The 24,441-nt window shown below is 41.9% G+C and carries 23 protein-coding genes, 1 tRNA gene and 1 pseudogene; 11 read left to right on the plus strand and 14 right to left on the minus strand.

The window, feature by feature from the left end:
• The first annotated feature begins 25 nt into the window (after positions 1-25).
• The 7 genes from ACQZ43_RS08835 (at position 26) to ACQZ43_RS08865 (ending at position 9,636) form a co-directional block, all read left to right on the plus strand.
• Positions 26-586 (plus strand): helix-turn-helix domain-containing protein, encoded by a 561-nt coding sequence (locus tag ACQZ43_RS08835; protein WP_430611779.1) that lies wholly within the window; start codon positions 26-28, stop codon positions 584-586.
• Between the two features lie 520 nt (positions 587-1,106).
• Complete coding sequence (locus ACQZ43_RS08840; RefSeq protein WP_430611781.1) at positions 1,107-2,171, plus strand: efflux RND transporter periplasmic adaptor subunit; 1,065 nt, start codon at positions 1,107-1,109, stop codon at positions 2,169-2,171.
• A gap of 21 nt (positions 2,172-2,192) precedes the next feature.
• Positions 2,193-5,285, plus strand: a complete 3,093-nt coding sequence (locus ACQZ43_RS08845) for an efflux RND transporter permease subunit (RefSeq protein WP_430611783.1) — start codon at positions 2,193-2,195, stop codon at positions 5,283-5,285.
• A gap of 98 nt (positions 5,286-5,383) precedes the next feature.
• Positions 5,384-6,733, plus strand: coding sequence for a TolC family protein (locus tag ACQZ43_RS08850; RefSeq protein ID WP_430611785.1), 1,350 nt, complete (start codon positions 5,384-5,386; stop codon positions 6,731-6,733).
• Between the two features lie 24 nt (positions 6,734-6,757).
• On the plus strand, positions 6,758-8,185 hold the full coding sequence (locus tag ACQZ43_RS08855; RefSeq protein ID WP_430611787.1) for an MFS transporter: 1,428 nt from the start codon (positions 6,758-6,760) through the stop codon (positions 8,183-8,185).
• Between the two features lie 188 nt (positions 8,186-8,373).
• Entirely contained in the window at positions 8,374-8,595 is a 222-nt protein-coding gene (locus ACQZ43_RS08860; protein ID WP_430611789.1) for a heavy-metal-associated domain-containing protein, read from the plus strand.
• A gap of 90 nt (positions 8,596-8,685) precedes the next feature.
• Complete coding sequence (locus tag ACQZ43_RS08865; protein ID WP_430611791.1) at positions 8,686-9,636, plus strand: heavy metal-binding domain-containing protein; 951 nt, start codon at positions 8,686-8,688, stop codon at positions 9,634-9,636.
• A gap of 435 nt (positions 9,637-10,071) precedes the next feature.
• On the opposite strand, the gene ACQZ43_RS08870 is transcribed toward ACQZ43_RS08865, so the two are convergent.
• The 6 genes and pseudogenes from ACQZ43_RS08870 to ACQZ43_RS08895 all read right to left on the minus strand — a co-directional run bounded on the left by ACQZ43_RS08870 (position 10,072) and on the right by ACQZ43_RS08895 (position 14,491).
• Positions 10,072-11,019, minus strand: a complete 948-nt coding sequence (locus ACQZ43_RS08870; protein WP_430615640.1) for a type II toxin-antitoxin system HipA family toxin — start codon at positions 11,017-11,019, stop codon at positions 10,072-10,074.
• Positions 11,020-11,061: 42 nt separating this feature from the next.
• Positions 11,062-11,268 (minus strand): annotated as a pseudogene (locus tag ACQZ43_RS08875) (hypothetical protein); the annotation flags it as partial.
• On the minus strand, positions 11,192-11,350 hold the full coding sequence (locus ACQZ43_RS08880; RefSeq protein ID WP_430611793.1) for a HipA N-terminal domain-containing protein: 159 nt from the start codon (positions 11,348-11,350) through the stop codon (positions 11,192-11,194). The pseudogene ACQZ43_RS08875 and the gene ACQZ43_RS08880, both read right to left, overlap by 77 nt.
• The gene (locus ACQZ43_RS08885) at positions 11,344-11,562 is read right to left on the minus strand and encodes a hypothetical protein (RefSeq protein WP_430611795.1); all 219 of its coding nucleotides are present in this window, start codon (positions 11,560-11,562) and stop codon (positions 11,344-11,346) included. The genes ACQZ43_RS08880 and ACQZ43_RS08885 overlap by 7 nt, the downstream gene beginning before the upstream one ends.
• A 306-nt stretch (positions 11,563-11,868) precedes the next feature.
• Complete coding sequence (locus ACQZ43_RS08890; protein WP_430611797.1) at positions 11,869-13,296, minus strand: alanine/glycine:cation symporter family protein; 1,428 nt, start codon at positions 13,294-13,296, stop codon at positions 11,869-11,871.
• Between the two features lie 283 nt (positions 13,297-13,579).
• Entirely contained in the window at positions 13,580-14,491 is a 912-nt protein-coding gene (locus ACQZ43_RS08895; protein WP_430611799.1) for a GNAT family N-acetyltransferase, read from the minus strand.
• 150 nt (positions 14,492-14,641) lie between these two features.
• On the opposite strand from ACQZ43_RS08895, the gene ACQZ43_RS08900 reads away from it, so the two are divergent.
• Complete coding sequence (locus ACQZ43_RS08900) at positions 14,642-15,466, plus strand: helix-turn-helix domain-containing protein (RefSeq protein WP_430611801.1); 825 nt, start codon at positions 14,642-14,644, stop codon at positions 15,464-15,466.
• Positions 15,467-15,566: 100 nt separating this feature from the next.
• Here the strand turns inward: ACQZ43_RS08900 and ACQZ43_RS08905 are convergent, their stop codons facing one another.
• The 5 genes from ACQZ43_RS08905 to ACQZ43_RS08925 are packed head-to-tail and all read right to left on the minus strand — an operon-like array spanning position 15,567 to position 19,805.
• A complete protein-coding gene (locus ACQZ43_RS08905; protein ID WP_430611803.1) occupies positions 15,567-16,235 on the minus strand; it encodes a nitroreductase family protein in 669 nt (222 codons plus the stop codon).
• Positions 16,225-17,310 carry an RnfABCDGE type electron transport complex subunit D gene (locus ACQZ43_RS08910; protein ID WP_430611805.1) on the minus strand — a complete coding sequence of 362 codons (1,086 nt, stop codon included), beginning with the start codon at positions 17,308-17,310 and terminating at the stop codon, positions 16,225-16,227. Before ACQZ43_RS08910 ends, ACQZ43_RS08905 begins: the two co-directional genes overlap by 11 nt.
• Positions 17,311-17,315: 5 nt before the next feature.
• Positions 17,316-18,587 (minus strand): electron transport complex subunit RsxC, encoded by a 1,272-nt coding sequence (gene rsxC / locus ACQZ43_RS08915; protein ID WP_430611808.1) that lies wholly within the window; start codon positions 18,585-18,587, stop codon positions 17,316-17,318.
• Entirely contained in the window at positions 18,578-19,507 is a 930-nt protein-coding gene (locus tag ACQZ43_RS08920; protein WP_430611810.1) for an FAD:protein FMN transferase, read from the minus strand. The genes rsxC and ACQZ43_RS08920 overlap by 10 nt, the downstream gene beginning before the upstream one ends.
• Positions 19,476-19,805, minus strand: a complete 330-nt coding sequence (locus tag ACQZ43_RS08925; RefSeq protein WP_430611812.1) for a hypothetical protein — start codon at positions 19,803-19,805, stop codon at positions 19,476-19,478. The genes ACQZ43_RS08920 and ACQZ43_RS08925 overlap by 32 nt, the downstream gene beginning before the upstream one ends.
• Positions 19,806-19,953: 148 nt before the next feature.
• Here ACQZ43_RS08925 and ACQZ43_RS08930 point away from each other — a divergent pair, with 148 nt between their 5' ends.
• Positions 19,954-20,982 (plus strand): sensor histidine kinase, encoded by a 1,029-nt coding sequence (locus ACQZ43_RS08930; protein ID WP_430611814.1) that lies wholly within the window; start codon positions 19,954-19,956, stop codon positions 20,980-20,982.
• A gap of 2 nt (positions 20,983-20,984) precedes the next feature.
• Positions 20,985-21,683, plus strand: a complete 699-nt coding sequence (locus ACQZ43_RS08935; protein WP_430611816.1) for a LytR/AlgR family response regulator transcription factor — start codon at positions 20,985-20,987, stop codon at positions 21,681-21,683.
• A gap of 281 nt (positions 21,684-21,964) precedes the next feature.
• On the opposite strand, the gene ACQZ43_RS08940 is transcribed toward ACQZ43_RS08935, so the two are convergent.
• Together ACQZ43_RS08940 and ACQZ43_RS08945 are read right to left on the minus strand one after the other, a co-directional pair.
• Complete coding sequence (locus ACQZ43_RS08940) at positions 21,965-22,522, minus strand: SDR family oxidoreductase (RefSeq protein ID WP_430611818.1); 558 nt, start codon at positions 22,520-22,522, stop codon at positions 21,965-21,967.
• Positions 22,483-22,647, minus strand: a complete 165-nt coding sequence (locus ACQZ43_RS08945) for an SDR family NAD(P)-dependent oxidoreductase (protein WP_430611820.1) — start codon at positions 22,645-22,647, stop codon at positions 22,483-22,485. Before ACQZ43_RS08945 ends, ACQZ43_RS08940 begins: the two co-directional genes overlap by 40 nt.
• Before the next feature lie 456 nt (positions 22,648-23,103).
• On the opposite strand from ACQZ43_RS08945, the gene ACQZ43_RS08950 reads away from it, so the two are divergent.
• A tRNA-Arg gene (locus tag ACQZ43_RS08950) sits at positions 23,104-23,177 on the plus strand.
• 47 nt (positions 23,178-23,224) lie between these two features.
• On the opposite strand, the gene ACQZ43_RS08955 is transcribed toward ACQZ43_RS08950, so the two are convergent.
• Complete coding sequence (locus ACQZ43_RS08955) at positions 23,225-24,283, minus strand: recombinase family protein (RefSeq protein WP_430611822.1); 1,059 nt, start codon at positions 24,281-24,283, stop codon at positions 23,225-23,227.
• Positions 24,284-24,441: the final 158 nt, after the last annotated feature.

A 24,441-nucleotide genomic window follows, 5' to 3' on the forward strand; every position in this document is an offset into this window, starting at 1 on the left:
CAGCTATTAAATCCAAATGATAAAAATGAAACTACTCATCAAAGGTATGGTCTGCGACAGGTGTATTTACGTGTTGACAGATGAATTTCCCAAGCTCGGTTTGGCCGTGGTCGACATACGCTTAGGCGAAGTGGTGGTCAAAGGGCCTTCGGTAGACGAACCTTTGATTCGCGCGATGCTGCAAAAAAACGGTTTCGATTTGTTGTACAGCAAAGAAGAAAAAATAGTGGAGCGCATAAAAAGCGTGGTACAAAGCGGTATTCAAAGACGCGTTGATACCGGAGAACCCCTTAAGTTTTCAACCCTAATTAGCAAGGAACTCCACCGCGATTACGATTCGTTGAGCGCCTTGTTTTCGACTGTCGAAGGCGCGACCTTAGAAAAGTTTATCATCGCCCAGAAAATTGAAAAGGTCAAAGAGTTTTTGGTGTATACCGACCAATCGCTATCGGATATTGCCTATGCCCTAGGCTACAGCAGTCCGGCGTATTTGTCCAATCAACTGAAGAAATACAGCGGTTTTACCTCCTCGTATTACAAACAAATTCGCCGAGATAAGCTGGCGGTGATGAAAGATTTTTTATAGTAGACCAACGCTCTCCGTGGTCGACAAGCCCTAGCACATCTGCTCTCGCTGTGTTGAAAAACCACCGTTCTATTTTGACAAATGGAGCCTTCCAATTACTTTGTATAACATTAAAATTCCCTGCTTGTTGATTATGCACTGCCCGGTTTGTAGTTCGCAAACCGAGTAAACGTTCGGTGATACACCGGACTTTTTTTGTGCATTAACGGCGACTATTTCTGGATATTCGATGACCGCGTACCGCGGTTATTAGATGTTTTTTTTTAAAATCCTCCACCTTCTAGCCTGTTCGAGCAATAACGGCTTACTTCAAAAACCGTCCGGTGATAAAAGGCACGGTATCGGTCATTGAGCACTTGCAATCGACGTTGCAGTCGGTATGCTATCAATTGCATTCTCACGCGTAATCCGACGTAAATTCCACAACTCTTATCGGTAATTCTATATAATAGAAGAGCAGCGGCTAGGCTACTTTTGAACTTGAGTCTTAATCGTTTATTACCTCATTAAATACAAGCTTATGTTATACAAATCGACAATACAGAAATTGGGAATTGCCATTCCGTTATGGAGCATCTTATTCGTTGCTTGTTCCAACAAAACCGAAGAACCACAAGGAGAAACCGCTGCTGCTGCTGTAGCACAACTGCCCGTAGATGTTATCGTGGCAAAAGAAGAGCCGCTTGCCCAAGAGGAAGCCGTGGTGGGTACGTTAATGCCGTATCGCGAGGTGGCTATCGTGAGCGAATTGCCTCAGAAAATTACGCAAGTCGCGTTTAAAGACGGCAGTTTTGTCAGTCAAGGTGCTGTGCTTTACAAGCTCAACGATGCCGATATCCGGTCGCGACTCAAGCAAATCCAAGCGGAATTGGAATTGGCTCGCTTGACAAAAGACCGTTTAAGCGCTTTGTTAAAAACAGAAACCGTAAGACCTCAGGAGCACGATGAGGCTTTGATGCGTTTGCGCTCTTTAGAAGCCCAGCAAGAGCTGCTGCGGGTGGATTTGGAAAAAACTGTTATTAGAGCGCCCTTTTCCGGGAAGATAGGCATTTCCAAGGTACATCTTGGTGCCTACGTTTCTCCGGGTATGGAACTGGTGGTTTTGCAAGACCAAAGCAGTGTTAAAATCCTGTTTTCCATATCGGAAAAATACGTCTCTCTCATAAAAATGGGACAAAAAATACGCTTTACCTCGGAGCTGTCAGACCAGCAGCACTCGGCAACCATCACGGCAACCGAACCCGGCTTAGATGCCCAAGGCAGAAGCTTGCAAGTACAAGCCATTACAGCGAATACCGATGGGCATTTTCGGGCTGGTTTGTCGGCCAAGGTATATTTTGCGGTGAGCCCGCAGGATGCCAAGGGAATTTTAGTCCCTACGGAGGCTTTGGCTCCAGGAGATAAGGGCTATTCGGTTTTTATTATTAATGATGGACAGGCCAAAATCACTGCCGTAACCATCAGTAACCGCACGGAAAAAGAGGCCATTATCACGTCTGGACTCAGCGCAGGCGACAGCATTATTGTCTCCAATATGCTGCGTATTGCCGACGGTACACCCGTGAAGGCGGTGGGGTCTAATTAATCAATTTCAAATTACAGCAATATGAGTATATCAGCTTTAAGTATAAAAAAGCCGGTTTTGGCCGGCGTGTTTTCCCTCTTGATTGTGATTCTGGGAATCGTAGGGTGGAAGCAATTGGGAATTCGAGAATTTCCGTTAACCGAACCGCCTGTGATTTCGGTGGTGACTTTTTATGCCGGTGCCAGTCCCGATGTTATTGCATCAAAGCTGACTAAACCCATGGAAGAATCCATAGCAGAAGCCAACGGTATTCGAACCATTTCGTCCGAATCTCGCGAACAGGTGAGTGTGATCTCCATAGAGTTTAACCGCGAGGTCAACATTGAAGACGCGCTCAACGACGTTCGAGACAAAGTGGCCAAATCGAGAAAACAACTTCCTACCGATGTCGATCCGCCTATAGTTCAAAAAGCCTCGTCGCCCGATAACCTCGTGGCCTTCCTCGAAGTAGAGAGCGATACGAAAGACATCAAAGAAGTCAGTCATCTGGCATCAACCACCATTAAAGACCGCATACAATCCATACCGGGTATTAACAATGTAGCCATAGTGGGCGAACACAAATACGCGATGCGACTGCGGTTTGAACCCGCCAAACTCGCCGCCTACCAATTGACTCCAGCAGACATTCGGCAAGCCTTAAATCGAGAAAATATCGATTTACCCGCCGGTAGAATCGAAGGGGCCAACAACGAATTGAGTATTCGTACCATGGGACGTTTGACGACTGCCGAGGATTTTGAGCAAATGATCATCAAACAAGTCGGTGCCACGGTGATTCGACTGCGGGATATCGGTTCGGCCGAGTTGGGAGAAGTCAATGAACGAACCGCCATTATCAACGGTACCGATAACCTCAATCGGGTCGGCATCGGTGTGGCCATCCAAATTCAACGGGGCGCAAATGCCATCGAAGTAGTCGACGAATTTTACAGACGACTCGATCAGTTGCGCAACGATATCCCGTCAGATTACCGCCTAATCGTCGGTTTTGACTTTACGCAATCCGTGCGGGATTCTATTGCAGAGGTCGAGGAAACCCTGTTTATCGCTTTCGGTTTGGTGGTGCTCATCATTTTTCTATTTCTGAGAGACTGGCGCTCGACGATCATTCCCGTCATAGCGATTCCCGTATCGATACTCTCTGCCTTTTTTATCATGTATATCGCCGGTTTTTCCATCAATATCTTAACGCTATTGGGATTGGTCTTATCCATTGGACTGGTCGTCGACGATGCCATAGTGGTGCTGGAAAACATCTACAAAAAAATAGAAGAAGGCATGACGCCAATACAAGCGGCATTCAAGGGGTCGAAAGAGATTTATTTTGCCGTGATGTCAACGACCATCACCTTGGCAGCCGTGTTTTTGCCAATTGTTTTTATGGGAGGTATCAGCGGGCAATTGTTTAAGGAGTTTGCCGTCGTAGTTTCGGGTTCGGTTTTGGTATCGGCTTTTGTCGCAGTCACATTAACCCCGATGTTAAGCGCTTACTTTTTAAAGAAAAAGGAAAGACCCGGTTGGTTTTATCGGGTAACCGAACCCTTTTTTGTTCGATTAAACAACGGCTATGCTTATGTATTGCTGGCATTTATGAAAGTGAGATGGCTCTCTTGGGTGTTTTTAGCAGCTATGGCGGTGTTGATTTATTTCATAGGACAGCAATTGCCTTCGGAACTAGCACCGGTTGAAGACCGTTCCAATATGAGTCTTATTGCCATTGCTCCTGAAGGTGTTTCTTTTGATTATATGAAAAAACACATGACCGAAGTAGGGGAATACGTCAATAATTCGACAGACGGATTGTACCAAACCTATTCCATGGTGGCGATTTCCTTTATTCCCGCTCCAGCACCGGTCAATGTGGCGGTACAAAGTATTTATTTAAAAAATCCCAAAGAGAGAAAATCGAGTATTCAGGATTTGTACAATCAGTATGGAGCGGCATCAGCAGATTTTAGAGGCTTTTTATTGTTTCCGTATCTGCCACCAACCATTGGAAGTCGCTATGGCGGGGGAATGCCGATTCAATTTGTATTGCAATCGCAAAACTTGGACAGTTTAACAGCAGTATTGCCCAAATTTTTAGCAGCAGCGCGACAGAGTAAAAAACTGATGTTTATCGATGCGGATCTCAAAATCAATAAACCCGAATTAAAAATCAATATCGACCGTCAAAAAGCCGCACTGATGGGCGTGTCTATGGAAGAAGTAGCGCATACTTTACAACTCTCGTTTTCGGGACAGCGGTACGGATATTACCTGCGCAACGACCGTCAATATGAAGTAATCGGACAATTGGAACGCGAGCACCGCAACGACAACAGCGATTTAAATGCCATTTATGTGCGCTCCTTAACCGGTGCTATGATACCGCTGACCAATTTAATTACGATGGAAGAAGCCGTGAGTCCGGCCGCAATTTACCGCTACGACCAGTATACTTCGGCTACGGTTTCGGCCGCTATGGCGCCAGGAGTGAGTCTTGCGGAGGGAATTGAGGAGATCGAACTGATCAAAAAACAAGTGTTGGGCGAGCACTTTAAAAGCTCGCTGGCAGGACAATCGCGCGACTATGTGGAGAGTCAAGGGAATATAGCCTTTACATTAGCACTGGCCTTGGTGTTGATATACATGATATTGGCGGCCCAATTCGGAAGCTTGCGCGATCCGCTAACCATTATGCTTACCGTACCTATGGCAGTTGCGGGGGCCTTGGTGAGTCTGTATTGGTTTGATCAAAGTTTAAATGTCTTTAGTCAAATCGGTATCATTACGCTGGTCGGACTCATTACCAAAAATGGAATTCTTATCGTAGAATTTGCCAATCACTTAAAAGAAACCGGACTCTCTAAGTACGAGGCGGTGGTGCAAGCTGCCGTACAGCGTTTCCGTCCGATTCTGATGACCTCTCTTGCCATGATATTTGGGGCCTTGCCCATTGCCCTTACGGCAAACAGCAGGCAATCCCTGGGAATCGTAATAGCGGGTGGACTGGTCTTTTCGGGTATACTAACGCTGTTTATCATACCGGCGGTATATTCTTATTTAGCCAGTTCAAAGGTTAGTAAAGAGGTGGTAGAAGAGCCGGAAGAACCGTTGCTAAACCAATAAAAATTTATTTTAAAACAAAACCTGGGAGATCGATACCGCACTTTTCTTGATTGATATGGGGTAGCTCCCGGTTTTGTAACCCTAAAAAATAAGTACAGATGCAAACAAAAATCACTTATATAAAAACAGCGCTGTTTTGGATCAGCGCCACTGCGGCACTCTATGCCCAAAGTGCTACACTAACGATGGAGCAGGCTTTGAGACGCGCAAAAAACGGCAATAAAACCATACAGCTGCAGGTTCTTGAAGAACAGCAAGCCCGGGAACAGCTCCGAGAGTCCAAGAGTCATTTGATGCCTCAAATTGCGGCCAACTTAGGATATTCCTATTACTTTGACCGACAAGTCATCTTTTTACCGGGTTTCTTTGCCGGTACGACCAATCCGGTCGAAGATGTGGCGGTAGGCGGACGAAATACCTATAATGGAGTGGTTAGTCTACAACAACCAATTGTGGCCATAGGCGCTCAACAATTGGTCAAGGCCTCCAAGATTAAGGAAAAGTTGGAACGCGAAAAAACCGCCGATTTGCACAATCGGGTCGCGCTGCAGGTTTCTACCCGTTATTTGGAAATGCTGATGATGAATCGCCAGCTCGATTTACTCGAACAAAGTGTGGAGCGCAACAAAAGCGCCTTAAAAGATGCGCGTGCCTTGTTTGCACAAGGGCGCAACTTAAAAACGGACACTTTGCGCAGTGCGATAGCCGTTTCGCAGATGAATTCGTCCGTTTCCTATTTAAAAAACAATATAGAAGTAGCGGGTATGGATTTAAAAAGGCTTATCGGATGGGAAGAAGCGGGAGAACTGCTGTTAACAGACTCCTTGGAAATAGACCCCACTATTCGATTTAGCACGCATTACCAACTGGAGGAAGCCCTACAGTCGGCCGAGGAGCATCGCAGGGATATCAGCATGCAAAAACTCAATATAGACTTGCAGCATCGAAGAATTAAAGTAGCTCAGGCGGCATGGTGGCCGCAGTTGTCTCTGATTGGCCAATACCAATTGCAGGCGCAGTCCGACGATTTAAAATTGGATGCCTATGTATGGCCAAGCACCTCTTTCGTCGGTTTACAACTCCATGTACCTATTTTTAACGGCAACCGCACCCATTCTCAAATCCGTCAAGCCAAAATTAAAGCGGAGCAAGAAGCGCTGCAACTGACCGATTTACAAGCGGTGGTGAAAACCGAATTAGCCACACTGGTCAGCCAGTGGAAAGAGGGAATCACCCAATTGGACATCCAAACCACCACGGTCAAGGCAGCGGAAGTCAACCACCGCATGATCGAGTCTCGTTTTAAAAATGGGCTGAGTTCGCGATTGGAACTCACCGATGCCGAATTGGCCCTAACGCAAACAAAAATTAATTACCTCGCAGCGGTCTACCAATTGCGCAGGCTTGATATACAACTTCAAGCCGCAACGGGACTCCTGACTTTATAACCTCTAAAAATCGATATTTAAAATATGAAAACAACTAATAAAACTGCTGCTGTGAACAGTGAGTTACATAAAAAACGCTGGATGACGCTGGCTTTATTGTGTGCCGCTCAGTTTATAGTGATTATGGATACCTCTATTATTGGAGTAGCACTACCCGCCATACAAGTGGATTTGGGCTATTCCCAAGTGGGCTTGCAATGGATCTTTAATGCGTATGTCATCTTATTTGGCGGCTTTTTATTGTTAGGCGGACGCTTATCGGACTTATTCGGTGCGCGAAAAGTTTTTATGTGGGGATTTGTCGTTCTCACTTTAGCCTCGCTACTGGCTGGCCTCGCTTGGTCTGAGGCTGCCTTAAATGCAGGCCGGGCCTTACAGGGTTTGGGGTCAGCATTGATTGCTCCCGCCGCCTTAACGTCGGTCTTGGCAACTTTTAAAGATTCCAAAGAGCTCCATAAAGCCTTGGGATTTTGGGGGGCTTCTGCGGCGGCCGGTGGTTCGGCGGGCGTATTCCTCGGTGGTGCAATCACCGAATGGCTTTCGTGGCACTGGACTTTTCTGATCAACATACCCGTGGGGATACTGGTGCTGATTTTTAGTAAAAAGCTGCTTTTTAAAGGAACTACTCAAAAGGGAAAAGTAGATGTATTGGGGGCAGTTTTGGCTACGCTAGCACTGGTCATCGCCGTATATGCTATCGTTTCGGCAGAAGCTGCGGGATGGCAATCGCTGCAGACCATTGGCTTATTGCTACTGTCCGTGCTCCTGTCTGTGGTTTTCCTCCTTGTTCAAAAGCAAAAGAACGATCCTTTAGTGCCCTTGTCCATCTTTAAAAGACCCAATCTGCTTTCGGGAAATATAGTGATGGCTTTATTGGCAGCGGCATGGATTCCACTGTGGTTTTTCCTCAACTTGTATTTGCAACAAACCTTGAACTACTCGGCTTTTAACAGCGGATTAGCCCTATTGCCCATGACCATCGCCATCATGTTTTTGATGGTGGGAATAACGGGGAAATTGGTTGCCAAATTCGGATTTAAAACCAATCTAATTGCCGGTTTAAGCGCCTTAACCCTTTCCTTGTTGCTGTTTAGTACTATTCCGTCCGACGGCACGTTTTGGATTCATGTGTTACCGGCTTCGCTTTTGGGAGCTCTGGGTATGTCACTGGCATATATACCGGGCACAATCGCTTCGATGTCGGGGGCAAAACCCGAAGAAACCGGACTGGCCTCGGGCTTGGTCAATACCAGTTATCAGGTGGGATCTGCTTTGGGCTTGGCGATTATCGTCGCTATAGCTTCGGCAAAAACCACGGCAACTGCCGCAACGGGTGTGGCCGAAGCCGCCGCGTTAAACAGCGGGTTTCAAACCGCTTTTTTCGCAGCAGCCATGGTGGGGGTAGTGGCAATAATCATTGCGGCTTTTTCCATTAAGACAAGAAAACCTTAAAAGGGTATGCTTCTATAGCTTATCCGAGGAAATGACGTCGTTTTCTTTTTAAACGTGTGGGTCAAGGATTTGTAAAAGCAGATTAAATACAGTAAATCTTACAAATCAAACCCAAAATTACACAAGAAAAAAAGGAGTTTATCGTCGCAACTTTGTAAGGTAGTTAAACATTAAAAAAACAAACAAAAATGGAAGATAAAAAATTTCAATTCAAGACCAATATCAATTGCAGCAGCTGTGTATCTAAAGTCACTCCTTTTCTAAACGAAGTAGAGGGTATAGGCCAATGGGACGTAGATACTACCGATAGATATAAAGTGCTTACTGTGGTTTCTAACGGAATCAGTGAACAAGAGGTTGTGGAAACCGTTTTAAAAGCCGGTTTTAAAATTGAAGCGGTAAGCGAGTAAAAAGAGATGATATCGCTGTGTTTTCAAGCGATATCATTTATCTTTAGTTGACAAAAAACGCTTGTAATTATCTTTTAACAAAGCAGACCTATGAAAAATATAAAAAACACCTTGTTGGGGTTGACGGTTGCAGTAACAACCTTAACCGCCTGTAACAAGACCACTAACCAAGAAAATACTTCTGAAATGAAAATACCACAACACGCGAATCACGATGAAATATACGCTTGCCCGATGCACCCTGAGGTAATCGGAGCACAAGGAGACAAATGCGGCCAATGTGGCATGGCATTACAAGCGGTAGACCAGCCAACGGCTGCGGAATTGACTGTAAAGATTAGCAGTACACCAGAGGTTTTGGAGGCGGGAAAAAGCGCCAATCTTGCCATTGCTGTTACAGCTGCCGATAAGCCAGTACCTTTAGAGGAAGCCCATGAAATGAAAATGCATCTGTTGTTGGTCAGTGAGGATTTAAGCTGGTTTGATCACATTCATCCTCAGGAGCAAAAAGACGGATCGTATACAGTAGCCGAAACCTTTCCCAATGGCGGAAACTATTTGATATTTACAGATTACAAACCGGTTGGATTACCAGGAGCGGTTAATAGGCAAAAAGTGGCAGTCACAGGGGCTACGCTAGCGTCAAAGATGGATTATAAGCCCAAATTGGTCGCTGAGGTAGACGGCTATAAAATAACCTTGCTCAACGGCGCAGACTTCAAGACAAACAGCAGTCAAGATTTACAGTTTTCCGTAGAGAAGAACGGCAAGAAATTGCAGGAATCCGATTTTGAAAACTATTTAGGCGCCACGGCTCATATCGTGATGATCGGTAAGGAAGATAAAGATTTCCTTCACATACATCCCATATCCGACAAGCGTTTCCCCATTTATGCACAAACCCTTATCAAAAAGTCGGGTGTCTATAGAATGTGGGCACAGTTTCAAATTAACGGAAAGTTGTACACGGCAGACTTTACTGTAGATGTAGCAACAGGCACAGCGGGTAAGATGGACGATCACAGCGGTCATCAACATTAATTTTTTAGCTTACCCTTATTAAAGAGCATTGTTTTTCTTGCTTAAAACGATCAGTAGCTGTGCTATTGGTCGTTTTTTTGTAGAACAAATCATCCGCTAAAAAAGGAGTGAATTTAAACTGGGGTTTAGGTTTACAGCGTAGAAGAAGTACCCGTGATAAGGGTATGTTCTCAAAGTGATTCCAAAGAACGCGATGAGGTAGGCGAAATATCCAGTGAAAACATAGATTTCAGAGTGCGATTGTTTGAAGGTAGTAAGGAGCTATTGATCAATGGCGTCCTGTTAATCGCACGACCGATTGGTGTCCGATTAAAAGCCGCGATTACAAAAATCCGGTGCAATTAATGCGGTTTAGCAGGCATTCGAATTAAGGATAAATATAGGATGGAATCGAGCGCAGCAGCTAGAAATCACTTTGAAATGAGCTGCCGGTGTTTACCAGTTGCGCAAAAGGGTAAAGTCGATTGCTTTGGCAAGCTTCTCTTCGACTGCATACATCTTGGCGTAAGTAGGCCAATGGTTTATGGTTTCCAAAACTTCGTCTAAAATCGCTTGCGGATTGCGTATGGAGTTTTGTTTGGCAATGGCGAACAAATCATGTTTTGAAAAGTCTTTTCTTTTTCCGTTGATACTTAAGTTGTGTTGACTTACCCACTCGCTAACTGGGCGATAAGCATGGCAGATATCATACGCGGGAGCTAATTTCCATTTGCCGTTGGGGTGCATTATAAAGGCAAAGTTTTTGGTGTGGTCGTCGCAATTCCGAGCGAGTACATTGAAAAGCATTCTGCGATACAGCTGTTCGGCTTCCGCATAAGAAAGTCTTAGTAGGCGCATGGTTTGGAACAATTGCTCGTAGCTGTAGCTCGCAATTTGGTTGAAGTCGTAATGTTGCAATGCGCAAAAAGTTTGTACGTGGAGTTTTCGGTGTCCCTCTCTACGATTAAAGCGCTTGGTCATAAAATGGGCACGTCCTTCTTCCTCAATTAATCGGCATTCCGTCCTGTCAATACCGGCGTCGACGGCCATTTTGTAATAGGCCATTTCCACGCGGCCGTACCCGTAAGTCGAGCCGAACTGACTGTCACTGACACCATTGAATTTTATTAACCAATTTTCAAAACCTTGGTCTTGTCGGGTTTGACCAGAGCGAATCACACCGCTGGTTTTGTGGTAGGCAATAATTGCTTTAGGTCGTGCTCCACCAGCAGAAGTCCCCATTTTAAGCACCTCCAGTAAAACGTCTTGCATATCATGAGTAGTATGAACTTCAAACTGTTCTTTATTTTGCAATAAGTGCTTAGTCGTTTCTAGTAAACTTGATAGTTCTATGGAACGAGATGGGGTTATGGTGAGGGTAGGTTCAAATTCTAATGCGCCCATTCCCCTGTCGCCTATAAAGCAAGATAACTCGACGGGATTGAGTGAGTTTTCCGGCCGTCCATTTCGTGCGAGCCAAGTGTTGATCAGTTCTTTTTCGTATTTATCGGGTAGCGAATCGGCTAATAAGCCGGGTAATCCTTTGAAGGTAGGCGTTTCACAATTCTGAAAAGACTTAGATATTTGATGAAAGCGGCATTTTAATGGGGGAAAGTTCAAGAGATGTTTGAATGAATTTTTTGTCGTATTCAAAAAATCCAATACCTTGTTTGGCATCCCAAGCTACAGCGCCAATTCTTTTTCCCCATAGTTTTACAAGGGCTGTTGTTACCATATTACCTCATCGTTTGGGGAGATGTAGGTGCTTTTTGAAGCGCGTAGCCTTGTTTTTTCTCCAACTTTGGCCAGTAATATGGGACTTGTTTTTGGCGCTACTGTGAAGTGCTCCAATACATAGACTGCATCGAGTACGCGTAATATTTTGATCAAATTAACCAAGCTAGTGTTTTCTCCTCTTTCGGCTAAGCTCAAGGTAAAGCGACTCATAGCGGCTTGCTGCGCAAGTTGATCTTGAGTGAGGTCTTGGCTTATTCATTTTGATTTGATGAATTGACCAATTTTTCGAATTATAGCTGCATCGCTACAGTTTATATTGTATGATATATCGTTCATTAGCCTTGTTTTTTAGATGTAATGACTGGTATATCATTCGTAGGGTCGGTTTTGTTGGCAGTGTTCAATCGCTCTGGAAAAGGCGGAAATAGTACAGGACAGTGACCCATAGATGGCATGGACGACGTCGGAATTGATCGTTTCTAAGGGTCAGACGGTGTTAGTAAAGCTTGTTTAGGGCTACTTTTTATTCCAAAAGCTCATATTGGGAAATTGATATTTGCTGTTGTCAAAAACGGGGTCTTTACCGGCTTTGAGTTGTTGGTTGTAATCCTTAAACAGCACCACCACTTTTTTGTGCAACAGCAGTATGGCGATGAGGTTGAGCCAGGCCATTAATCCCACACCGATATCGCCCAATACCCAAGCGGTTTTTGCCGTGGTAATACAACCCATAAAAGTCGCGAACAGTATAAAAATGCGCAGACACCAAATCAGGAGTTGGCTTTTGTTTTTCCGCATGACAAAACTGATGTTGCTTTCGGCTATATAGTAATAGGCCATGATGGTGGTAAAGGCAAAAAAGGTAAGGGCTATGGCTACAAAGGCACTGCCGATGAGTGGAAAATGCTGTGAAACGGCAAATTGTGTGTATTCCGGACCCATTTCCACCTTGGGGATGTTTTCGACTAGAAATCCGCCTTTGGGATTGACTACGTTGTACTGTCCGGTAAATAAAATCATCAAGGCGGTAGCCGTACAGACGAATAAGGTATCGACATAGACAGAAAAACCCTGTACCAGTCCTTGTTTTACGGGATGCGAAACCTCTGCGGCAGCAGCGGCATGGGGAGCGGTTCCCTGTCCGGCTTCATTGCTGTATATACCGCGTTTAACACCCCAGGAAATTGCCAAACCAACGATACCGCCAAAGGTGGCATCCAAACTAAAGGCCGAACTAAAAATCAGTGAGAATACCGCAGGAACTTCGGTGATGTTGATGGCGATGATGGTTAACGACATCAAAATATAGGAACCCGCCATAAAGGGCACTACGTATTCCGCCACCCGACTGATTCGCTTCACCCCACCGATAATGATGATGCCCAATAGTAGGGCAAGTCCAATTCCGGTATAGTGCATGGGAACGTCAAAAGCTGACTTTACTGCTACGGAGATGCTGTTGCTCTGTACACTCGGCAATAAAAAACCCGTACTGATTATGGTTACTATGGCAAAGGCCCAGGCAAAGGCCTTGTTGTTGAGTCCTCTTAAGATATAAAAAGCAGGGCCACCCCGATATTGTCCGTTTTTTTCAACCTTGTACATCTGTCCCAGGGTCGCTTCCACTATAGCCGACGCACTGCCCAAAAAGGCAATGGCCCACATCCAAAAGATAGCGCCTGGTCCGCCCATGGCAATCGCCGTGGCTACACCGGCTATATTACCCGTGCCCACCCGACCTGAAATCGCTAAGGCAAAGGCCTGAAACGATGTAATTCCCTTGTCGGAAGCACTGTTTTTAAAAAGCAACAGCACCATTTGCTTGAGGTACATGACCTGAGGTAGCTTAAACCGAATGCTAAAGTATACACCCGTTAATAAACATAGAAACACCAAGACATCACTCCAAACAACATTGTAAATCTTTTCTATTAGCAGTTCCATTTCTTTGAGTTTAAATGTTAAATAATTGCTAAAGTATAGAAAACAAATGGAAAATGTAGCGCAACTACCTGTTTATTTTATCAACTAATTAAGGTGAAATAGGAGAAAATGCATGAAAAATAACAAAGGAAAACCCATATTTAATTTTGTCTGCTGTATCTAAAACACCAGATTTAGTTAAGAGTCTAGCCACCTGCTAATTATGAAATCTTGAGACAGGTAGTTTTTTGATCAATTTATGAATGTGTAATAGGAACTAGATAAGTATAGAATTAGCTGTTTTTTAGGTATGAGATAGCATGGGTATCATCAGCTTTTGTTGTTCAAATACTTCTGCGAGATTTTCGGATACAAACAAAGTGAGGTCATCTTCTTTATAGCGCTCAAAAGTGGTCTTCAATCCCAAGGGGGTAAAGCCAAAACGGACGTTCGTTACAGGAGTGTGAGCCAAAGCGTGGATTACGTCTTCCAGAGGAGAAATTTCCAATTGATAGAGTTGTACTATAGTTAAAGTGTTTTCTTTAATCTCTGCCACAGCTACGGTTTTTAATTGTTCCAAAAAGTATATAACTTGTTTATAACCAAATTCAGGATAGGCGTAGGTATAGAAAAAAGCCAAACCTTTATTATTGATGTGTAGCGCAGCAGTAGGGATGGATTGCTCCACGTAGTTTTCAAAGAGTTCCAAGTCTGAAGAACAATCGAGATTCAGCTGTTGTACGATTTGCCCCGTATTGGCAAAAACGCCGCTAAGGCTAGCTTGATATTCGTCTACTGGAATAAATCCAAATTTCGGATAAAATTCGGTTACGGTATCGTTGGCAAATAAAAACATTCCGTCCACTTGATGCTTAAATTCCCCTTGAATGTATTGCATTAAAAAACGTGCGAGCCCTCTTTTTTGAAATCGCTGCTCAGTCATGACCGTGCCTATTTGTGCCCAAAGCAACTGTTTTGAATTCCAGTTGGTTTTAAATAGGGAAACGGTAGTATGTGCTACAATTTCATCTTCTAGAAAAAGAGTGTACAACATACAGCTACTATCCCAAAAAGTAGATTGATAAAAATTTTCAAAATCAAATCCCCAAAAATTTGTTGTCATGGCATTGAACTTCAAGCGCAATCTTTCGAGATTTTGGTAATTTTTGTATAAGGTATATTCCGTTCCGTTTACTGTTACTTTGTGGGTTTCCATGGTTTTTGTTTTTACTGCTGCAAAATTGCAAAGGCTTTCTTGATTTGCGATAGATTATATTTGGATAAAAATGTGCAAAAGGTCGTTTATGTGTATCTTTATATCGGAATCAACGAAAAGTTACCACATTCAAGATAAAAAAATGTAGTTATGAAAACGATAGAAGATTGTATATTGGTTATGTATACTGCTGATATATTGCCAGCTGTATTTTATAAAGCAAATTACAATAGCAAAGGGATCTTGATTTCATTATGTGTTAAAGGTTCGGTACAGCTTCGGGTAAATTTACAGAAAACCACGCTAAAGGCAGGTGATATGCTAACCGTTTTACCCCAAAGTATAGTAGAGGTAAAGAATTTGGAAAGCGACAGTTCGTTTTGTTGTTTGTTATTCGATTTTGACGATATATCTGATTTGGTATTGCCCTCGGATTACAATTTTTTAAAAACGCTGTTTTCCCAACCGGTAATTTCGTTGAGTGATGATAAACGGCTTATTTATCAAACGTATTTTGACTTATTAAAAACCAATTTTGATAATTCTTATTCCAAATTTCACCCGCAAATTATCAAGTATTTATTGTTTTCGCTAATCGGTCAAATCAATGTTTTTTACCAACAGCAAGAAGCCTTATTGTATCCCTCGTCGCGAAAAGACATCGCTGTTTTTCAGTTTTACAACTTGGTACATCAATATTATATGACGGAGCGATCGGTGCAATTTTACGCCCATTTATTAAAGCTTACCCCCAAATACTTAACCACTTTGATTCGTTTGCGAACGGGGATTTCTGCATCAAAAGTCATTTCGGAAATGGTTGTTATCAAGGCCAAGTCGTATTTACAAGGTACCGATTTGCCGGTTTACGAGATTGCGCACCAATTGCATTTTGCAGATGCCACCACTTTTTGTAGATATTTCCGCAAACACACTAGTGAGAAACCGTTGGAATATCGCAATGCTAACCGCTAAAATAAAGCGCTGTTAATACCTTTCTATGCGGAACAAAGGACGTGTATTAACAGCGGTTTTGGGGAATTATATTCCGATTTCTAAATGAAATGATTGAAGCTTATTGGATGATTTTCACTTTATCGCTATAGCGAATCGGGGCTGTAGGGCTTTCATTGGGGTAACCCAACGCTACATTAATAGCCACTTCATACCCTTCGGGTATGTTTAATAATTTTAATAAATCTTGGTTTTCGGGTAGGTTTAAAATCGGTACTAAAGTTCCCAACGGACAGGTTCCCAGACCTAAGGCATCTGCACTGAGCAAAATGTTCTGCAAAGCAATTCCGACATCCATTTTGGCATTGGGATTGGATTTGTCGCTGGCAATGACAATGACAGTAGGAGCACTGTGAAAGATGCTAAATCCCGGTCTTTTATAATTTGCGGCCGATCCTTGAAATTCTTTCCCTTGGGCGAAGGCCATAAAACGTTTGTTGAATTCCTCTAGTATCGTCGGGTTTTGCACCACTCGTATTTCCCAGGGTTGTTTGTTTAAGGCACTGGGAGCATAGATTGCACTGCGCATAATGGTATCTATTTTTTCTATACCAACCTGCTCCAGGGTGTATTTTCTAATTGCGCGTCTATTTAGGATATTGCTAATAATTGCCTCTTTGTCTGAACCTTTGTACACGAGTTGTTCGATTTTTGGCTCTTGACAGCTGATAAAAGCAACCAAAATTAAGGCAAACGAACATAGTTTTTTTAAACTGGAATTAAATAACATGAGTAGTCTTTTTTGAAAATGAATAATTGAATTTGATGAGGATGTAGATGATATAAAGGTAAATCAGATACGGAATTAAATCGTAGTAGTATAGACTAAGCACGGCAAATGCAACACTTAAAATAAGGAGACTAAGCATAAAAACAGCCTCGATACTCTTTTTCCAATCTCGCGTTTCTCCCCACACTTGGGGTTTAAAAACCAGACTGATTTGAGGTGAAAAACCATTTAACAACAAAATCGAATACGACATGTATTCATAGCGAACGCCGCCTTTTACAAATATAAAAGCAACTAGGCCAATACAGAATCCGTAATAAATTTTACCGCTGCTGTTTGTCGGGCTAGAAGGCATGTCTGTAGCCATATACAATGCGCCTAAGAGAATTCCTGCCAGTGAAAATTTTAGTGTTTCATCGCCAAAGCACCAGCACATCAATGTAAAAGTAGTTATTAAAGTAATTGGAATATGCCAGCTGATTCTGTTTCGTATCAAAAGGTAAAAGCCGCCTAAGGCTATGGCGAATATGGAGAATTCACCCATTGCGCCTGTGGTTTTGTAAACCGCTGTACTTAGATATTCTGATAAATAGGGAAGGTTAAGGCCGGGAAATAGATTAAAAGCTGCGGTTTCTACCAAATCGGTGGTTTCCCAAATTGTTGACGAGCTCAGGGTTGAAGCAAAAAACACCGCCATAAATTCGCGCCCTACCAATGCGGGATTAAAGCGGTTTTTACCCAAACCACCCCAAGCTGTTTTTCCGAATAAAATAGCGGCAAACGATCCGAAAACCACCATATACCAAGGAGTACTGGGTGATAATGTAAAAACCAATAGCAACGCAGTAATGACAGCGGAACCATCGATATAGCTGTGGCGTTTTTTTAAGAGTAATGCAGAAAAAATCGCGTCGGTTATTAAGGCAGTAGAAATCGAAATGCCGATTTGCTGTAAGGCTAAATTACCATAGGCCAACCACGCTACAAATACCAGTGGTAGCAGTGCCAGAATCACATCCAACATAACGTATTGGCTGTTGTTAAATCGCGATTTTAAATAAGGGTTTAGTGACATGCTATTTATTTCTGAGCGTAAAGGGGGTGAGTTAACTTGTTTTTTCCATCAAAGATGTTTTCCATTAGCGGTACATCACTAGGGCATACATAAGCACAGGCACCACATTCAATACAGTCGTGCAGGTTAAATTGCTGTAACTGCTCCAAGTTATTGGAAATATTGTGGCGCACCAGTTCTAGGGGCATCAGTTTTTGCGGGCATACATCAACGCATAAACCGCACTGAATGCAATGGTTGGCGTGGAGTTTGTTTTTACGCATAATCAACACCCCTCCTGAGCCCTTGTGAATTGGTGATAGCGGAGAAACTGCCGCTTTTCCCATCATGGCACCTCCAAGCACTAGCAAGTGTTGATCTGCATCCCATTCATTGTGGGTTTCCCTTAAAACATGAGCGATAGGCGTGCCAATTTTAATCAGGTAATTTCCGAGATGGGTACAGGCATTTCCAGATACAGTAACCACGCGTTCCACGGTGGGTTTACCTTCAAAAAGGGCATTGTAAATACTCCAAAGGGTTCCGATATTGCTAACGAGTACGCCGTAATTGGCAGGGATGCTGCCTTTTTTTAATTCCAGAGACGTGACCGATTTAATCAATTGCAATTCTCCACCTTGCGGATAACCATCGGGCAAAACTTTTACGCTTATTTTTAAATCGAGCTTTAGGGCGTTTTCCTTTAATGGCCCTAGCAAATGCCGGTGTTGTCTTTCGATGGCAAATACCAGGTGTGCATTGGGTATCAGGGTGTGCATCCGTTGTGCAGCACTTAGTAATTCCCATGTTTTTTCACGTAATAGTGCTATATCGGCTGTTAAAAAAGGTTCGCATTCGGTACCGTTAAAAATTAATGTATGTATGGGTCTTTGTTGGAGGTTGTATTTTAAATGGGTCGGAAATTGTGCCCCTCCAGCTCCTTGTATGCCATGATTTAACAATGTTTGTATAAAGTGATTTGCTGTTAACGGAAGCCCATCTTGCGGTACAGTAGCGATTTCCAAATTTAAAAAATCGTTTTCGAGCTGCACAACCGGTTGGTTATTCACGGTTAAAAATGCCTTAACCACTCCAGATACGGGCGCGTGAATTTTGGCGGCGAATACCCCGCTAGTCTCTGCGAGTAATTGGTATTTCTTAACCTGTTCTCCCAGCACTACAACAGGGGTCATCGTGCCGTTATAAGTGTTTAGCGGAACGTACAAATCCTTAGAATCCGCGATAAACCTTATAGGAAGGTATTTTGTTTTCTTTTTTAGAGAGGGTATTACAAGCATAAATCTGTCGTTTTACGGCCGTCTTCTTCTATGCGAAAACTGCTAAAGTCAAAGTGTTCTTTTAAATTTTTGAGTTGGGCACTATACTCTAAAAAATCAGCGCTAAACAAGGCGGTAGACAGCATATCTCCTACAAAGGCTTTGTTGGTAAGTACCCCTACTTGAGCAGTAGCAACCGGTAGCCCTGTTTGGGAATTTAGTATATGCCCATATACTTTTCCATCGATAACTTTATAATTTTTTGCCCGTGCTGATAGGCTAAAGCACTGATTACTTATTTTTAATGTCTGATTTTGTCTTTGTGGGTCTAACGCATCGGGGATGTGAATGGTCCACTGCGGATGACTCTCGTCGTTTAAAGCAGCTATACTGCTGCCGCCTGCATTAACAATAGCATCTGTAACCCCGCATTCTTGCAGCAAGGCAATCACTTGATCAACCGCATATGCCTTGATAAAAGCAGCGGTAATCAATTCTTGATTTGGCTTGATTTTGACCCGTGAACCATCGATCAAAATCGATTGGTAGTCAACCAAATTCAAGGTTTTTTCGAGTTCAATTTTACTGGGAATACCAGAGGTTGACTCGTTGTAAAATCCCCAAAGTCGAATCAGCGGCATACAACTGATGTCAAAATTGCCCGACGTTAATTTCGATACCAGTTTCGCAGTTTGCAACATTTGTATACAGGTTTGATCCACATTGACCCATGTACCGGTCTGTCGGTTTATCGCATCGAAATAGGAACCCGACTGATAGGAGTTATAGCTCAAATCTATTTGTTCTAGTAATTCGAAGCAAGCATCGAGCAAATCTTCGCTTTGAGAAGCAGGGATTTTGACTTTGATGTGACAATGAAACAATCGCCGGGTTTGTGCGATATAGGTTTTAGAAGCTGTCTGAGGCACTTTCATCATCATGGGTTTCTACCGTTGTTTTGTTAAATCTCTTTAGCGCTTTGATATTGACTTTGCCTACGTGTACCGTTTGAAAATAAATATGTGGATTTTTAAGGGTGTTTTGGATCGTATCCAGAATCAATTCCTGTGTTTCAAAGGGTTTGTTTGATTCGATAGCGGCTTGCTTGTTTTGTGTATCGGCTTGTTCTTTTTCACCTTTAGCGCGCTGCAGATCTTCCCAAAAATGGCGCTGCCCAAAGAGCAGTAAAGCAATGCCGGTGGTGTATAAGATTATTTGTTTGGTGTTTATTTTTATCATTTTGACAGCACTAATGAGGATTTAAAGCCAAATATAAGGTATTAATTGTCCCGAAAAAGGGACGAAATGCTCTTGTAAATTGATAAATGACGACTTTAATTGGTCATTTATTAAACAGCTATTGGCTGGTTATGTTTAATTTTGTACTATGAAAGTATGGAATACAATGGATTATTTGGAGCGTAAATGGATGCAGGAACTGGGTATATTGGTCTTCTCTTTTATGCTTTTCACGCTTAACGATTGGATATTGATTGCGAGTTTAAAAAGTTTTTTTCTCGGTATCATCTATTTCTTATTGTTATATACCCATGCACAGCTCAATCGTTACTTGCTCTTGCCCATCTTGTTTAAAAAGAAGTACAATTGGTTTTGGTATGTGTTTCTTACCTTGGTGGCCCTGGTGGTATTTACGTTTTTACTGTACCACCTTACTAAAGATGTATTGTATACGAGTTGTTATTTTTTTAAAGACTCTTCGAAACTCACCTTTCAGTACCAATTTGGGGTGTTATTGGGTTCGTGTATCTGCATTTTGGGAACCACACAATTTTTGGAGTACTACCGTGGTCAGAAATATGCGGCTAATAAAGAAATCTTGTCCAATAAAAATCAAATCGATTTGTTGAACAAACAACTCAATCCGCATTTCCTTTTTAATACGCTCAACACCATTTATGGATTGAGTATAAAATTTCCGGAAAAAACCCCAGGCGTCATCATGAAGGTGTCGGAATTATTGCGGTATCAGCTTGAAAACAGCAATAGAGATTTGGTTTCTTTACAAGATGAGGTATCATTTATTCAAAGTTACATCGAATTGGAGCGCGAACGGGTAGGGTATCGATGTAAAATCGAATTTGAATTTTACGACGACGCTTTAAAGCAGTATTACCTAGCGCCCATGATTGTTTTTACTTTCGTAGAAAATGCCTTTAAACACGGCACGTCCAACATCGATGCTTGTTTTATTCATATCAATCTGCGCGTCAACAATGGCGAGTTATCCCTTAAAATAAAAAACTCTGTACCGGTAAAAAAAGAGCCATTTCCATCGACTAAAGTTGGATTGGAAAATGCCAAAACGCGACTAAAAATGATTTACCCGGAAAAATACAATTTGAATATTATTGCTTCTGAAAGGGTATTTTATACCGATTTAAAAATTAGCTTGTAAATATGAATCCACTACCGTATAAATGCTTGATTATCGACGATGAACCTGCCGCTCATTATGTCTTGGCGAGTTATATAGAGAAAAATGCCAATTTAAATTTGGAGGCTCAATGTTACAACGCTTTAGATGCGCTGGATTATATACGGAATAATCGGATAGATCTGATTTTTCTGGATATTGATATGCCCGAAATTTCGGGTATCGAATTCCTTAAATCGCTGTCAAACCCGCCGAAAACCATTTTAACCACGGCACATTCGCAGTACGCTCTGGAAAGTTATGATTATGATGTAGCTGACTATTTGTTAAAACCAATTTCACTCCCGCGATTTATTAAATCTATAGAGCGATTTTTGTCAATTTACCCCGCGTCAGCTGTAGAGGAGCCTCGCAAAATCAGTTTAAAAATAGATGGGGGAAACATCGAAATCGATCAAAATGACATCGTTTATATCCAAAGTTACGGTAATTATGTCAAAGTATTTACCAAACTTCGGGTTTATCTTGCAACTACGACAACACAGGAAATAATGTCAAACTTGTCAGCCAAAAAATTTATGCGTATTCACAAATCACATATAGTGAATTTAGAGTGCATAGAATGTCACACCGAAAGTCATGTGTTTATCGACCAGGAAAAATGGCCGATTGGCATTACCTATAAACGAGAATTGTTGGAGCGCTTGACCAAGACAAGGTAGTTTTTAATTTCATGGAAAGTGAAAATACCAGTCGTTATTTAAAGTTTCGTATTCTAAGCGAAATTTTGAATCCTTTCAAGCTCACTAAATCAAAACTGAAAAACGCGACTTCTCAAATAACTAAAGAGTCGAGTTTAGACGAAGTGTATTTCTTAGAGCTGATAATAGCACAAAGTTCTAAAATTATATCTGCTATATATAGTCGACATGCGGCTTATTAAGCGTTTTTCGCATCGTTGAGCTATTTAAATACGCCTAATGTTTTACCGGGGATTTGTAGCTCAAACAGCAGCATCGGGAGTAAAACCGACATTAGCCATACCGAGCATGGCCTCTATTTTATGTGCAATTTGTCCGAGATTTAGTTTACCGTCTTTGTTTTGTTGCGGCATACCGAGCTTGGTACTGAAATCGGTCAACACTTCATTTGGGTTTATCCGCATCACGCGAACGTTAGGTGAGCGCAACTCAGTACGCCAGCATTCTGTTAGTTCTGACACGGCAAATTTACTAGTTACATAAGCAGAGCCTTGAGCAAATCCCAGTTGTGCCGCTGTAGAACCGATCTTAATGATATGGCCAGAATCTTGTATTATAAAATATTGTGCTGTCGCACGACCAGCCATAACTAAACCTCGGACATTGATTTTCCAGAGTTTTTGGAAATCGGCTGTAGTGGCATCTACCAGTTTAGCAAATCCGCCAATTCCCGCATTGTTAATCAATACATTGATTCCGTCCATTTCGGAGATAGCATATTCGAACAATGCCAATACATCGGCTTCTATACTGACATCTGCTATAAATCCCTTTGGTTTAATGAGGTTGCCGCTTGCCATACGTTCGCTTCATTTCTGCCGCAAATCACGATCTGAGCACCGTGACTTCTGAGCATTTTTGCCGTTTTATAACCGATACCGCTGGTTCCTCCAGTGATGACTGCTTTAATGTTTTTTAGTTCCATACGAATTGTTTTCAAGTGTAATTATAAATAGTTTATGAGAAATTGAAATTGAGAAGGCCCGAAAAGAGGGGGGTAAAACTGCCTATCCTATAAAAATTAAATATGGTAGCTTGATTAGATACTACTTTTTTCGCTCTTAATGAGAAACTCGCCCTAAGAGCAACTTTCTTTAATGTTTGACCTAATTGGTATTATAACTTACTGATGAAACTGCAATATGTTTTATACTACTGCTTTATATCGCGGCAGGTTCAGCTGTGAAAAGTCATAAAGACAGCATATTTTTGTGATATTTTCTTTTTTAAAAAAGCATTAAAATAATTGCGTAGTAGAATAAAAGGAAATACCTTTGCACCGTTGAAAATTCAAAATTTTTAGTCAATTTCCCTTGTAAGAATAGCTTTAAAATTAGAATTCAGATTGTATTAAAAGGCGATAACAACATATCCTAAATGAGGTCCAATAGCTCAGCTGGATAGAGCAACTGCCTTCTAAGCAGTAGGTCCCAGGTTCGAATCCTGGTTGGATCACTTGCAGAGACAAATCTATCATTTTTAGATTTGTCTTTTTTTTTACCTCATAATTTACTGGCATTCTGATACATAAGTGTTGTTGCTGAGTTTGTTTTTGAGGTTCGATGTCGAATTCCATCAAAAAGCAAAAATTCCGGAAACATCGAACTTATTATTGCCCTTTTTTCTTCATTATCCCCGTTTTTAAAGCATTTATCACTGTTTGCTACCTTTTTTAAGTTAGTTGCAATTAAATCTTTGATTTCAGTACCTACGGATGCTAAGGCATTTAGTTTCCCTTCTAATTTCTCAATACTACCTCTGGTTAATTTCTTTATTTCTTGACAGTCCTCATAATCCATTTCGTCATCCGCATTTTTCAGAAGTGGATTATGGTATCTTTTATTCAATTGATCAATCTCATTTATAATAGTTACACGTTCTTTATTTTGTGTTTTTGTCGTGTTGTTGAAGCTATTTATAAAGGCTTTCACAAAAGCAGCTAGCATTCCCGCCTTTGGTGAAAGATATTTTAATTGTCTCACAAATGCTTCGTTAACTATTTCTGCTCTAAATCTTGTTTTGCAAGGTGAGCTACAATGGTAATAATAATAGTATGTACCCATATGGCTTTTTGAAGCATTGCCAGTTAACATCTTGTTACAATTTGGACATTTAAGAAAACGTCTACGAGACAAATTTTCCATTACAACAATTTTGGGCTTAATCACATTTTTTCTTACGTCAAGAACATCCTGAAGATCAGCAAACATCTTTTCACTGATTAATGGTTCGTGTTGCCCAATAACAAAATATCCTTGTTCATCTTTATATGGTGGAATAAATATTTTGCCACAATAAAGCGGGTTGCGTAAGGCTACCCAAATATCAGACTTACTAAACCTGTTTTTTCCATTGGCTTTTTCTCGTGCCTTTTTCCATATTTGTTCGGTATTGAAATTGTTGGCAACAATCTGTTCAAATGCCCATTTTAAAAGCAGTGCTTCACTTTCATTTATCGCAATAAATATCTTTTTGTCTTCGGATATCTTATTGACATATCCCAAAGGAGCAGTTCCCATATAACGTCCCTCCTTTACCGATGAAAGCGGAACGGACAACATGAAGCAGGAAATTGAAGCCAATTAGCGTCAAATAAAGCAAGACATTGTAGAAATCATTACTATTGAACTGGAGCGAATCCAAAATGATCCAGATTAGGTACATTTAATTCAAAAGGGTTCGTTTTTTATCTCAGCTGTCACAATTATTTTGTTGTAGT

The sequence above is a fragment of the Flavobacterium sp. JP2137 genome, assembly GCF_050562195.1.
Taxonomy (GTDB): Bacteria; Bacteroidota; Bacteroidia; order Flavobacteriales; family Flavobacteriaceae; genus Flavobacterium.

Bases quoted from the DNA above. Each gene is read 5' to 3' on its own strand.
- ACQZ43_RS08940 (WP_430611818.1), bottom strand. From the start codon at position 22,522: ATGGCAAGCGGCAACCTCATTAAACCAAAGGGATTTATAGCAGATGTC.
- ACQZ43_RS08870 (WP_430615640.1), bottom strand. From the start codon at position 11,019: ATGGGCGCATTAGAATTTGAACCTACCCTCACCATAACCCCATCTCGT.
- ACQZ43_RS08900 (WP_430611801.1), top strand. From the start codon at position 14,642: ATGAAAACGATAGAAGATTGTATATTGGTTATGTATACTGCTGATATA.
- ACQZ43_RS08925 (WP_430611812.1), bottom strand. From the start codon at position 19,805: ATGATAAAAATAAACACCAAACAAATAATCTTATACACCACCGGCATT.
- ACQZ43_RS08895 (WP_430611799.1), bottom strand. From the start codon at position 14,491: ATGGAAACCCACAAAGTAACAGTAAACGGAACGGAATATACCTTATAC.
- ACQZ43_RS08890 (WP_430611797.1), bottom strand. From the start codon at position 13,296: ATGGAACTGCTAATAGAAAAGATTTACAATGTTGTTTGGAGTGATGTC.
- ACQZ43_RS08920 (WP_430611810.1), bottom strand. From the start codon at position 19,507: ATGATGATGAAAGTGCCTCAGACAGCTTCTAAAACCTATATCGCACAA.
- ACQZ43_RS08865 (WP_430611791.1), top strand. From the start codon at position 8,686: ATGAAAAATATAAAAAACACCTTGTTGGGGTTGACGGTTGCAGTAACA.
- ACQZ43_RS08955 (WP_430611822.1), bottom strand. From the start codon at position 24,283: ATGTTGTCCGTTCCGCTTTCATCGGTAAAGGAGGGACGTTATATGGGA.
- ACQZ43_RS08905 (WP_430611803.1), bottom strand. From the start codon at position 16,235: ATGTTATTTAATTCCAGTTTAAAAAAACTATGTTCGTTTGCCTTAATT.
- ACQZ43_RS08885 (WP_430611795.1), bottom strand. From the start codon at position 11,562: ATGAGTCGCTTTACCTTGAGCTTAGCCGAAAGAGGAGAAAACACTAGC.
- ACQZ43_RS08845 (WP_430611783.1), top strand. From the start codon at position 2,193: ATGAGTATATCAGCTTTAAGTATAAAAAAGCCGGTTTTGGCCGGCGTG.
- ACQZ43_RS08910 (WP_430611805.1), bottom strand. From the start codon at position 17,310: ATGTCACTAAACCCTTATTTAAAATCGCGATTTAACAACAGCCAATAC.
- rsxC (WP_430611808.1), bottom strand. From the start codon at position 18,587: ATGCTTGTAATACCCTCTCTAAAAAAGAAAACAAAATACCTTCCTATA.
- ACQZ43_RS08850 (WP_430611785.1), top strand. From the start codon at position 5,384: ATGCAAACAAAAATCACTTATATAAAAACAGCGCTGTTTTGGATCAGC.
- ACQZ43_RS08855 (WP_430611787.1), top strand. From the start codon at position 6,758: ATGAAAACAACTAATAAAACTGCTGCTGTGAACAGTGAGTTACATAAA.
- ACQZ43_RS08835 (WP_430611779.1), top strand. From the start codon at position 26: ATGAAACTACTCATCAAAGGTATGGTCTGCGACAGGTGTATTTACGTG.
- ACQZ43_RS08935 (WP_430611816.1), top strand. From the start codon at position 20,985: ATGAATCCACTACCGTATAAATGCTTGATTATCGACGATGAACCTGCC.
- ACQZ43_RS08945 (WP_430611820.1), bottom strand. From the start codon at position 22,647: ATGGAACTAAAAAACATTAAAGCAGTCATCACTGGAGGAACCAGCGGT.
- ACQZ43_RS08880 (WP_430611793.1), bottom strand. From the start codon at position 11,350: ATGGTAACAACAGCCCTTGTAAAACTATGGGGAAAAAGAATTGGCGCT.
- ACQZ43_RS08930 (WP_430611814.1), top strand. From the start codon at position 19,954: ATGAAAGTATGGAATACAATGGATTATTTGGAGCGTAAATGGATGCAG.
- ACQZ43_RS08840 (WP_430611781.1), top strand. From the start codon at position 1,107: ATGTTATACAAATCGACAATACAGAAATTGGGAATTGCCATTCCGTTA.
- ACQZ43_RS08860 (WP_430611789.1), top strand. From the start codon at position 8,374: ATGGAAGATAAAAAATTTCAATTCAAGACCAATATCAATTGCAGCAGC.